At 43.2% G+C, this 11,699-nt stretch carries 8 protein-coding genes and 1 pseudogene; 2 read left to right on the top strand and 7 right to left on the bottom strand.

What is annotated here, in order from left to right:
- Positions 1–24: 24 nt before the first annotated feature.
- Positions 25–624 (bottom strand): MarC family protein, encoded by a 600-nt coding sequence (locus VYM24_RS11730; RefSeq protein ID WP_291551641.1) that lies wholly within the window; start codon positions 622–624, stop codon positions 25–27.
- Between the two features lie 175 nt (positions 625–799).
- On the opposite strand from VYM24_RS11730, the gene VYM24_RS11725 reads away from it, so the two are divergent.
- Entirely contained in the window at positions 800–1,465 is a 666-nt protein-coding gene (locus tag VYM24_RS11725) for a Crp/Fnr family transcriptional regulator (RefSeq protein WP_291551883.1), read from the top strand.
- A gap of 47 nt (positions 1,466–1,512) precedes the next feature.
- Here the strand turns inward: VYM24_RS11725 and VYM24_RS11720 are convergent, their stop codons facing one another.
- The gene (locus tag VYM24_RS11720) at positions 1,513–2,751 is read right to left on the bottom strand and encodes a rhamnogalacturonan acetylesterase (RefSeq protein WP_330942194.1); all 1,239 of its coding nucleotides are present in this window, start codon (positions 2,749–2,751) and stop codon (positions 1,513–1,515) included.
- 376 nt (positions 2,752–3,127) lie between these two features.
- On the bottom strand, positions 3,128–4,159 hold the full coding sequence (locus VYM24_RS11715) for a glycoside hydrolase family 88/105 protein (RefSeq protein WP_330942193.1): 1,032 nt from the start codon (positions 4,157–4,159) through the stop codon (positions 3,128–3,130).
- Positions 4,160–4,376: 217 nt separating this feature from the next.
- Between VYM24_RS11715 and VYM24_RS11710 the strand changes: the two are divergent.
- Positions 4,377–5,060: pseudogene (locus VYM24_RS11710) on the top strand (beta-galactosidase); the annotation flags it as partial.
- Positions 5,061–5,275: 215 nt separating this feature from the next.
- On the opposite strand, the gene VYM24_RS11705 reads toward VYM24_RS11710, so the two are convergent.
- From VYM24_RS11705 to VYM24_RS11690, 4 genes are read right to left on the bottom strand one after another with little or no spacing between them, the layout of a single operon-like run.
- On the bottom strand, positions 5,276–6,892 hold the full coding sequence (locus VYM24_RS11705) for a hypothetical protein (protein WP_330942192.1): 1,617 nt from the start codon (positions 6,890–6,892) through the stop codon (positions 5,276–5,278).
- Between the two features lie 12 nt (positions 6,893–6,904).
- Positions 6,905–8,059 (bottom strand): DUF4249 domain-containing protein, encoded by a 1,155-nt coding sequence (locus VYM24_RS11700; RefSeq protein WP_330942191.1) that lies wholly within the window; start codon positions 8,057–8,059, stop codon positions 6,905–6,907.
- Positions 8,060–8,065: 6 nt separating this feature from the next.
- Positions 8,066–10,798, bottom strand: coding sequence for a TonB-dependent receptor (locus VYM24_RS11695; protein WP_224321922.1), 2,733 nt, complete (start codon positions 10,796–10,798; stop codon positions 8,066–8,068).
- Positions 10,799–10,807: 9 nt separating this feature from the next.
- Positions 10,808–11,491 carry a hypothetical protein gene (locus VYM24_RS11690; protein WP_291551656.1) on the bottom strand — a complete coding sequence of 228 codons (684 nt, stop codon included), beginning with the start codon at positions 11,489–11,491 and terminating at the stop codon, positions 10,808–10,810.
- Positions 11,492–11,699 lie beyond the last annotated feature (208 nt).

Here is an 11,699-nt window from a genome sequence, read left to right as displayed (position 1 = left end):
CAAAAGATTAAAACTGGAGAATATTTATGTTTTATGTAACGCCTCCACCAGCAACGTAATGTTCGCCATAAACAGCCTTACCGAAATGGCCAACAGAATGATACCGAAAAACTTACGGATAATATAAATACCGCCCTTACCCAGGAAGCGTTCCACACGCCCGGTCATACTAACAACAAAATACACCCATATCATATTCAGCACCAAAGCAACGATAATATTAACACTGGCATACTCCGCACGGAGGGAAAGCAAAGTGGTAAATGCACCGGCACCCGCCAGCAACGGGAAAACCAGCGGCACTAAAGTCGCTTCCTTAATAGGTCCCTGATTCTTAAATATCTCTACATCCAGAATCATTTCCAATGACATCAGAAAGATGACAAATGCACCGGCCACCGCGAACGATTCAATATCCACATGAAATAACTTTAACATCATGTCTCCTGCGTAGAAAAAGCCAATCAACAATGCAAAAGATATTAACGTAGCCTTCAATGCGTTCACTTCTTTGCCTTTTTCCTTCAAATTGATAATGATAGGAATAGAACCAATGATATCGATAACTGCGAACAGTACAATAAAAGCACTGATCATTTGTTGTAAATTGAATGCTGCAAACATGCGTCCCTCCTTTTTTTTGCAAAGATAATCGATTTTTATGCATTCCGCAAGATTTAATTACCTGAATGAATAGCACGTTTAAGAAATAATAAAAAAAACAAAAAGAAAGGCAAAGTGTTTACGGTACATAGCGATTATGCTTACATTTGTTTTCAAACAAGAAGTTGATAAAGATATGGAAACGATGTATGACACCCTGCTCCAATTGCCACTGTTTCAAGGACTCGCTCATGAGGACTTCACTAATATATTGGGAAAAGTAAAATTACATTTCACCAAGCATAAAGCTGGAGAAACTTTAGTAAAAAAAGGAACAACATGTGGACAGTTAATATTTATCTTGAACGGGGAAATCGCTTCATCCACCTCATCCACAGATAACTCTTACACCTTCACGGAGTATTTTCAGGCACCATACCTGATTGAACCGCAATCTTTGTTCGGCATGAATACGTCTTACGTATCCACCCACATAGCTCGCACAGAAGTAAATACCGTAACTATCAGTAAGGCGTTTGTAATGAACGACCTGTTCAGATATGAAATTTTCCGCCTCAACTATATGAATATCATCAGCAACCGGGCCCAAACGTGCTATAACCGTTTGTGGACGAAAGTTCCGGAGAAGCTTGAAGCGCGGATCGCAGATTTTATCCTCTCCCACGTCGAACGTCCTTCCGGAGAAAAGATACTGAAAATCAAGATGGAAGAACTTGCAAATGCCATCAATGATACACGATTGGGAGTATCGAAAGCATTGAATGGCATGCAAGAAGATGGCCTGTTGGAATTACACCGGGGAGAAATAGTGATTCCGGATATAGAGAGGTTGATTCCCTAAAACCTCTCTCAATTACCGTCCGGCTTTTCCAGTTCCGTAAACGGACTTTAATTCCACTTAAAAGTTTCGCGAGCATCCGGACAGGCAGGATCATATCCTTCATTATCCGTCCGTAAATACTTCACCAAAGGTAATCCGGCTTGTTTCATTCCTGCAATAACGCATTTGGCTATCTGATAAGCACCATACAGATTAAAATGAGTATTATCCGCCAAAGGTTTGTCTTGCCCCGGATAAGTATTGGCAGGATAGTGTACGAAAGCATGCTTGGATTCCTCCACTCCCATAGCCTCATACAGAATACGCGTCATGGCATGCAGGTCTATTAAAGGAATATTTTCCTTTTCCGCCAGCCAGCGCACTGCATCGGGAAAGTCAAGATGGGTATCTTTAATCTTTCCATTTTCATCGAAGCTGCGTCTTTGGGTAGGAGTTACCAATACGGGGTGCACTCCACGGGCACGGGCTTCATCAACAAAGGTTTTCAGACTTGTCATAAAAGAATAGAAGGCACCTTTGCCGGGATCTTTCTGCTTCTGATCGTTGTGTCCGAATTCCATGAAGATATAATCTCCCGATTTCATCTGCGTCAAGGCTTTCTTCAAACGCCCGGCAGCAATGAAAGTATTGGCAGACTCTCCGGATTCGGCATAGTTGGCAAAGCAAATGCTATCGGTAAAGAAACGGGGAACCATCTGTCCCCCACTGGCCCAGGGCTCATTATCCTGATCCACTACAGTAGAGTTACCGCATAAAAAGACTGTAGGAACATTTTCTATACGCTCAATTATTAGTTCGGTCAGCTGAGGAGTATCTCCGTTAAACTCTAAAGTCAGCTTGCCATCCCAATTCAGCTTGCTGCGTTCGCGCGGCTTGATGCGCACATCTTCTTTGTCGGAGATGTGGATATCGCGTTTGTTAATGGTAAAGGAACAAGGAAGCAATTCTCCTTTCTTTGTTTTTACATTTTCGTAAAAGAGACGGCGTGATTCTCCTCGGAGTGTCGTCTCTCCTGCACTGCGTTTACTGCCAATGATGGCTGTGACGTGATAGTTCCCGTCCGGTACGGCAACTGAAAAGAAGAAAGGAGTGTGGTTCTTTCCATCCGGAGACGGAGAGAGATCATATCCGTAGCCTTTCGCATTGGCATACCGATCAGCAGATGTTATCTTGATATATCCGTCCTTCGTTTTCTTACCGGAGTTAAAGTCGAACTTGTAACTTTGTGCTCCGGCATTCAAAGTTATAGATAGTCCTAAAATTATTAATGCAATAAGCTGTCGCATACTTCTTTCATTTTATGTTAGTTAATTCGTCAGATTAATAAATGATAATTTAGCGGGTGAAAGAATTGGTACGCGGATGAGGCGGACGAATGCGGACTTTAATCTTTTAGACGCGGATGACACGGATGACGCGGATTTTTAAAGCTGCGCTATACATATCGGCATATCACACCGAAGGAAAAAAGAATCTGCGTCATCCGTGTCATCCGTGTCTGAAAGATTACTTGCACGCCGAAGGAGAACCTGGCTCCAGCGCTACGCTGGTAAATTATCATTTATATGCAAAGAAAAAGAAAAGGAACGACTTCACAGCCCCTCCTTCCTCCTAATTGATTCTTTTATCAATTATACTATAATCTATGAAATCTGTTACTAATTAATTCAATTTATACACTTCCGTACCAGCCAGCAAGAAACATCCTATACCATAATCCTCAAAATCAGGTATTTTATCATAAGTCACCGGCTGGCCATCCTTTGGTTCCTTTCCCGTTCCCTGTACATATCCCAGACACCCGTCCGGATGAACAGCCTCCCGCACCATCGCATTCCAGGCCTTCAGCAATACCGGAAGATACTCTTTTTTATCCAGCAAGCCATTACGCACGCCCCAAGCCATTCCATAAACGAACAAAGCCGTACCACTTGTCTCTTTCCCACCGAAGTTTGCCTCATCATGCAAACTCACATTCCAGAAACCATCCTTACGCTGGCATTTCTTTATTGCCTTACTCATGGCCAGGAAGTCATTGACATAATCCGCACGATGCACCTCATCCGCCGGAATTTCTTCCAACACCCGTACCAGTGCGGCATAAGCCCAACCATTGCCCCTACTCCAATAACAATCTTCCCCATTCGGTTCTTTATAAGGCGGAACAAAATCATGATCTCTCCACCACAGCCCGTCTTTAGGGTTGAACAGTCCGTTCTTGGCATATTCATTGCGGGTATAGCTATACAATTCCCACATTTTATCAGTATATTTCCGCTCTCCTGTCAGTTTACCCAGCTTAGCATAAATAGGCATCGCCATCTGTATGGCATCCACCCACCACCAATCATTCACCTGCGGAGTATTAACCACCATGTCAATATTGACCTTGATATTCTTAATCATCTCCGGATCAGGACAGATATTATACAATTCGATATTATGATAATCGGCCCACTGATAAGCGTAATCATAATACTCTTCCCGAGGAAAAACGGAGTGCAACGCCATCAACCCTTCATAGTATACTCCCCTTGTCCAAATATTGCTGGGACGAATAATACCATTATAAGACGGAGTACGATAGTCCGCGTACTTCTTCATGAAGTAATTATTCACTTTTATTAAGGTTTCGAGCGTCTCTTTCCTATCAGGCAATCCTTGCGTACTGATGCTTCCGTAAACGAGACTCATTAGAAGGAAAACTCCTATTAGCTTCTTTTCATGATGTGGTTATTATGTATCCATTATTCCGTTCAATTAATTCATGCTGCGAAAATAGGACATTTCACTGTCCCAGCGAATGGAAACATGTACATTTAATGGAAATTCATCTAAAAGAGTCCTATATTACAGGAAATTGCACTATTTTCCATAGGCTCTTTTTCACGGGCAACTTACCTTTGCATATATAATCATACATCATAAACCCATCAAGAAGAACATCCATGAAGTAGTGATGTGTACCTCCACCGCCACCCCGCCCGTCTGGCTAAGCCGCAAATACCCTGAAATTCTGATTAAACACGAAGACGGAACACTCCTCGACCACGGTGCACGCCAGCACGCCTCCTTCTCTTCTCCCCGCTATCGGGAACTTACCTACAAAATGATAGAAAAACTGGCACAACATTATGGCAACGATCCCCGCATTGTGGGCTGGCAACTCGACAATGAGCCTGCCGTACAATTCGATTATAACCAGGTCACGGAAGTAGCGTTCCGTGATTTCCTAAGGAATAAATATCATAATAATATCAAAGAATTGAATGATGCCTGGGGCACTGCTTTCTGGAGTGAAGTCTACTCTGCTTTCGATGAAATCACTCTCCCCAAGACCGCACAGAGGTTTATGAATCATCACCAGATATTGGATTACCGGCGCTTTGCAGCCCGGCAGACCAATGACTTCCTGAACGAGCAATGCCTGCTGATTAAGAAGTATGCCCGCAACCAATGGGTAACCACCAATTATATTCCCAACTACGATGAAGGACACATCGGTGGAAGTCCCGATCTGGACTTTGTGAGCTATACCCGCTACATGGTTTACGGTGACAACGAAGGTATCGGGCGTCGCGGATACCGGGTAGGTTTGCTTTAAGGTGATGGCTATTGGAACCGGAAGCTATAACCCTTTCAGGTGGAAGAATAAGACCTTTCAGGTTCATCTCATAATCCTCTTATGCAAAAGATGGCATCTTTTGCTGCGAAAGGTGCCATGTTATGCTACAAAAGATGGCATCTTTTGATGTTAAAGATGGCATCTTTTGTATGAGGATACTAAGAGAAGAGCCTGAAAGGAATATACTATCGTACTACAAACTCACCTTGTACTTGTACACGCTCACCTTTACTGTTAATCCCTTGCAGGGTTGCCACATAAGTTCCTTTCATATCCGATGTGTAGAAACTGACAGTATTCGTTGCAACCGTAATGTCCGGATTCCAATAAAGCGTGTGGCGGAAATCGGGAATACGTGAATGCAGTTGCTCTTCCGAGTCATATACCGGAGCTGTAAAAGCAGGACGGTTCTGTGGAAATTCATAAGCAAACAGTTGAGAATTCTCATCCAGACGCAGTCCGGGAAGGGTTCCACGATGTGTTATCAACGAAACGATCCCATCGTACAGTTTACCGCCAAACGTATATCTGCCGCTATACTGATGAATATAATGCAATAAACGCGCATTATAGTCCAATACCGCATCATGATCTTCAATAGGAACTCCGTCTATCAGTACCAACGCTTTTAAAGTACTGAACCGCTTTACATCATCCTGTAATATCCTGATAATCGTTGCGCCATCCGCCTTGCTTACGCGTACTCCCATTACAAATTCTACAAAAACTTCACGAACCGTATTGAAACGAACATATTCGTCCAGATTATAACTGAGCGAAGGCGTGAAATCGTGCAACTGTTCCAACACAGCTTGTCCGTGAGTGGAATCTACCGGTAAGATGTGGTGTAATTGCGCCCCGATACTACGTTCTATCAATGCTTCCTCATCATATGCCAATCGAAACTTGGGAAGTTTCGCGGGCAGCACTTCTGCAAAAGGAGAAATTACTTCCAACCGGCCCGTACGTCCTTTTCCCGGCAAAGCTGTCAGCACTATATCCTGAGTATTCATGATTTCCGAGGTATAGAAGGCATAAGTGCCATCGGACTGCAATTGTCCGTCAAAGATACGGATATCCTTTCCAACACACGACAGCCGGGCATCCACCGAATCGGCCGATGCTCCTATTAATCTTCCGGTCACGATGTGTCCTTCGCACTCGGCAATAAAGTGTTCTCCGGTAGCCTTATTGTTTTTTTGCACTTCAACGGCAGACGGAAAAGCCTGTAACGCACAATCCCTTCTCACCACAGACAAAGAAAGATCTTTCAGATCACCCGGCAGTTCCGGTAGCTTCAAAATCACCTTACTGCGATTTCCATACACGGCTTTATCGGTTGACAAACGTAACGGCGAAAGTAGCGGATTACCCGAAGTCAAAGAAATCGAATCTTTTAATAATTCCACCTCATCTCCGTCCGTGGCCTGACTGGCGTTCAGAACAGCAATATATTTCTTCGGGAAGCGGTCTGCCGAATGATTTCTCATATACCGGGTATAAGCCGTAAGCTGATAAGCACCCGAATGCATGGTTTGCGGGAATCTGATACGCCCCCATCCGGTTCCATTCTTCAAGGCAATCTTACCTTGTGCATACACCTGACGCATATCGCTGATCTCCACATAAGCTACTTTACTGAACGGAGCTTCTGCCGAATCGGTCACACAGACTTTTATCCACATGTCTTCTCCTGCCAGATAATTATCCTTATCCGTATATATTCGCATACATTCAGTGACCTGCGCCTGCAAGCCCAGCACCGAAATCAAACCAATAATGATCGATATAATTCTTTTCATAATACTCCGATATTAATATTCCCTGTCCGGTAACGGCCAGAAAGAAGGTTTATTGAGAGTCGCACCCAAGCTACGCACATCAGTACATTCCTTTTTAGCCCACTGATACCCCGTTATTTCAGAAAAAGCAATGCGATATCCTGCCATGTATAAATCGTAATTGGTTTTACCTTCCGTTTCCTCGTCCGGGAAAAGACTACAATTATACGGATTATCATATTGTATATCATTGGTAGAAATATAAAGGCGATACTCGCTTACATTCATATTAACTCCCACATAGCCAATGGCCTGTTTATCCGAATTGCTGCAAGTGATATTAGTAGGCAGTTCCGAGGGTTGGGGAGTGAATAAACCGCCCATCTCTTCGCTCAACTTTATTTTGTTCTCATAATACTCGAACTCTCCTTTTGACAAGGCTCTCTGCTTCATCAACGTACTGTAATAATACGAGGCGCGGAGATTGTCGGAGGTAAAAGAATACATCTTTTTATTTTTCAACAGATTTTCGGCATTCGATTCCGTAGAGCCAACAAGAGTTTTAGTGGCCTCCGCATGAATCCAGCCTTGTGCATAAGGCGCTTTTTCATAAGTATGCACTTCATCTGTCACAGGATCATATATCCATTTAGAATAAAATACCGCCCTTACTTCCCAGTCTTCCTCATAAGTCCAGATATAATATGCCGGTCCTGCGGTTCCTGCATTGCGCGTAGAGAGGCGAATGTATATATCCCCGTAATCTTCCGGCTGTTCAAAAGTGACCTCTTCGATTGCAGCCGTTTCTATCGGATACTGTAGTTCAGAATTATACGTATCCCCTTCATATACAATTTTCAGTCCGTAACGCACTTGCTTATTCAGCGTCCCTATCCGTACCTGATACCGCCCGTCACCAATGGAAGTTCCCGCTATGCGCGAACCGTCTTCTCCCACAACACTGACATCGGCTGTAATCTGATTATATCCCGGAGGCAAGCCATTTTCATTTAAGGAGAAAGTACGGCTCAATGAAAACACGACAGTACTGTCTGATATGATATTACCTTCAACCACCAGCAAGCCTACACCGTCGTCCGGAATTTTTGCATCGAATTCATCTATACAGTTGCTCAAAGTAAAACAGAGCAAACTTACCAGGATTATTATATTCGTTCTTTTCTTCATATCCCTTTAGAATTTTATGTTATAAGTAATAAAAGGAATAGGAGCGCCGAAAATGGACATCTTATATCCCTGCACACTACCATTCTCAGATACATAATAAATGGAATAAACATTTTTCCTTCCGGTCAGATTGTAGACACCGAAGGAAATAGAACTATGCGTCAGCAGAGTCAGATGATGGCTCGGCTCTATATTGAAAGCAAGATCAAGACGGAAGTAATCGGGAACCCGGTAACTGTTACGGTCCGTGTAGTACACCTGCATGGATTGCAATCCCTGGTCGTAATATTGTCCGGCGGGAATGGTAGTAGGACGTCCCGTACTATAATCCATATTGAAAGACACACTGTAACGACGGGTAAACTTATAGTTTCCCACCAACTTGAAGTCATGCGGTTTGTCATACTCCGTCGGATACCAGTCTCCGCCATTGACCGGACGGGCTATGCGCGGGTCATTCTGACGCAGGAAAGTACGCGAATACGTATAACTGGCCCATCCGTTCAACTTGCCGGACGGCTTCTTTACCTGAAATTCAACGCCATAGGCATATCCTTCCGTATTAATCACATCCGTTTCCAGATGATGGTTCATGATCAGCTTAGCCGAACTGCGATAATCCAGATAATCGTTCAGCTTCTTATAGTACCCTTCCACCGACAACTCCAGTACCTGGCCGGGTGTATTATAATATGCCCCTGCGGCCAGCTGCCAGCCATTTTGGGGCTTAATATTCGTATCACTCAGCTTCCAGGTATCCGTAGGCGACATAATGGTAGTATTCGATACTTTATGAATATACTGCCGCATAGTGTTGAAACCAGCTTTTACGGAGAAGTCATCATTGAAAGCATAGCGGGCGGACAGTCTGAACTCCGGTCCCTGATAAGTCTTAACCACTTTTCCACTACCCACTGATACAGAGTCAACAACGGTGGTGGAAGAAGGAAGCATGCCATCCTGATAAGTATAATACGTGCGCGGGCCCAAAAGATTGAACATGGAATAGCGTATACCCGCATTTACGGACAGCTTAGGGGTTATCTCCCATTGATCCCCAATATAAATGGCACTTTCCAGCGCTTTATCCTTTTGAAGCTGGTCCCATTTCACCAGTGAACTTTCATGCAGTGGTTCATAAGTCCCTGAGTTAATATTATAGAACTGGCTCATGAGTCCAAAGTTCAAGGTATGGTTATTATCCAGTTTGTAACTAAAATCAGCCTTTCCAAACCACTGGTTGATAGCGAATGACAAGCGCGCGGCTGCCGCCTCTTCTACCGATTCATCATTCCGGTAATCATAATGATCATAACCGAAAGAGAAATTTGCCGTCAGTTTCTCAGAGAATATGCTTCTCCAGTTTGCAGAGAAGTTCATATTGTTGTAAGCGTATTTCTGGTTATCGTTAAAAGCGAAACGGTCATGACTGTAATAACCGTATATATTTAGTTTATTACGCTCATTCAATGTATGCGAGAATACGCCTCCCAAATCGTAAAATCCGGCTTTACCATCACGGTAACCACTCTTTTCGGGCAGTATCTTCATGATCCAGTCCGAGTATGTGGTACGCCCGCTCAAAAGCAGTGAAGTCTTCTCTTTAATGATCGGTATTTCAAGATTCAGCTTACTGGTGACAAGTCCAATGCCCGCCGAACCCGTAAACTTCTCCTTACTCGCCTCTTTACTTGTTATATTCAGCACGGATGCAATACGCCCTCCATACTGGCTGGGAATACTGCTTTTATAAAGTTCCGCATCCTTTATCATGTCCGAATTAAAGGCGGTGAAAAAACCGAATAAGTGGTTCGGATTATAAATAGTTCCATTATTCAGCAACAACAGATTCTGGTCGGCAGCACTTCCGCGCACATTATAGCCACTGGATGCCTCACCCACTGTTTTGATACCCGGAAGAGTTTGAAGCATCTTCAGTAGATCCACCTCACCCATAGCTGTAGGAATGTTCTTCAGTAAACTGGGCTGAAACTTCTCCATTCCCAACTGAGTGCTCCTTACATTCTGCACACGTCCGGAGACGATGAGAACCTCATCCAACAAATGGTTTTCTTCTTCCAGTTCTATGTGGGTAGCTCCCTCTCCATACACCATAAACTGCCGGCGTGTTTCCTTTATATTCAATCCATTGATTTCAATGGTATTATATCCGACGGGGAGCTTAATGGTAAAATTCCCCTGACGGTCGGTAGCTGTGGCAACCCACGGTTCCCGGTGAACGATGTTAATGCCTTCCAGATTCTGTCCGGACTTGAAATCCGTTACTTTTCCGGTCAGCACCACCATCTCTTCCGAAGAAGGCTTATATCTGTTCCCTATCTCATAAACCTTATTCTCCGAAGAAGATTTTACGACAGGAATAAAAGAAGAGGCTTGTTCTTCTTCCTTCATCTGTTCTCCTTTCAAGATCGGGGTAAGCGTGGTAGATAAAAAAACTTCGGGCAGAACGAAGATCTGGTTGCCATAGACAGTAACTTTATAACGCGTTGCAGTCAATGCTTGTCGCAGACTCTCGGCAGTAGGTTTTAAGGTCTCAGCCTTTTTCACTTTAAACGGCTCTGCAATCGTCGTATAGATGCGGCACGAAGTGTTTTTCTCAACGGCATCTATCAGTTCAAAAATAGAAATACTATCTCCTGCCTGCTGCTGTGCAAATGCCACGAAAGGGGATATTATAAACAGAATGGCTGCTATATACCTTATTTTATATATTGTCATAACTATTTCTTAATTAATTAGAGAATCTGCATGTCTTGTCAACTCAGTCAACGACTCTGCACGAAAGAGCGTATTAAAACTCAATTGCTCTTCCTTTGCATACTTCTTCAATTGTTTCTTGTAAGCCGGAAAAAGCTTCAGAAAACTGGAACGGGAAGTCACCGTATAGTCCACTCCATCTTTAGACAGCACAAAACGTGCAGGCTTTTCGAACCGTCTATAGCTGATCCGTCCTTTCTCAACAGGCGTCCCCATTTTGCACTGGACATACTGAGTCAATCGCATTTGCGGACTATCATATAGGATTGCGGCGAAAGTATCGTTATGCGGCACAAACTTTTTATCTCCGATAATGAAATAGTCTACTTTCCTCATGTCAACCTGGAGGAGTATTCGTTTTTCGGGAGTAATTACGATCAATTGCTTCTTAAAAGTATCATATCGAAGTTGCAGGTCGGTATACACTAATCCTCCATAGCAAACCGCTCCCTTCTTAAACTCATCCGTATCCCAATAAGGATGGTTTATATAGAGATATGGACTATAGCCCACTTCCACTTTACTGGTATAAAGCGCTGCATAATCTCCTGCCGCTTTCCTGAATTCATCAGAAAGAGACTGCTGTGTATACACCGGAGACAAGATACAGAATGTGCATAACAGGATAAGTAAATATACCTTTCGAATGTCCATAAAATATTAAGATTTAAAAAAGGATGCCTTTAAAAGACAATTATTTGCCTAAAGGAAGCAATTAATAATAAAGAAGTGTGCATAAAGGTTAAAACATTTAGATTTATTAAGCATTTCGATATGGAATCAGAAGAATAAACTGCATAAATATTGAAAAGCTGTGATAAATCTCCCTAATATTCTGTTCATAGAACCTTGCCGGGGGAAC

The sequence above is a fragment of the Bacteroides sp. MSB163 genome (genome assembly GCF_036416795.1).
Taxonomy (GTDB): Bacteria; Bacteroidota; Bacteroidia; order Bacteroidales; family Bacteroidaceae; genus Bacteroides; species Bacteroides maternus.
Note: the sequence above shows the minus strand (reverse complement) of the source record. Positions and strands in the feature narration are given on the sequence as shown.

What these genes read in the sequence shown, in the direction of transcription:
- VYM24_RS11730 (WP_291551641.1), bottom strand. Translation starts at nt 624, where the DNA reads ATGTTTGCAGCATTCAATTTACAACAAATGATCAGTGCTTTTATTGTA.
- VYM24_RS11725 (WP_291551883.1), top strand. Translation starts at nt 800, where the DNA reads ATGGAAACGATGTATGACACCCTGCTCCAATTGCCACTGTTTCAAGGA.
- VYM24_RS11720 (WP_330942194.1), bottom strand. Translation starts at nt 2,751, where the DNA reads ATGCGACAGCTTATTGCATTAATAATTTTAGGACTATCTATAACTTTG.
- VYM24_RS11715 (WP_330942193.1), bottom strand. Translation starts at nt 4,159, where the DNA reads ATGAGTCTCGTTTACGGAAGCATCAGTACGCAAGGATTGCCTGATAGG.
- VYM24_RS11705 (WP_330942192.1), bottom strand. Translation starts at nt 6,892, where the DNA reads ATGAAAAGAATTATATCGATCATTATTGGTTTGATTTCGGTGCTGGGC.
- VYM24_RS11700 (WP_330942191.1), bottom strand. Translation starts at nt 8,059, where the DNA reads ATGAAGAAAAGAACGAATATAATAATCCTGGTAAGTTTGCTCTGTTTT.
- VYM24_RS11695 (WP_224321922.1), bottom strand. Translation starts at nt 10,798, where the DNA reads ATGACAATATATAAAATAAGGTATATAGCAGCCATTCTGTTTATAATA.
- VYM24_RS11690 (WP_291551656.1), bottom strand. Translation starts at nt 11,491, where the DNA reads ATGGACATTCGAAAGGTATATTTACTTATCCTGTTATGCACATTCTGT.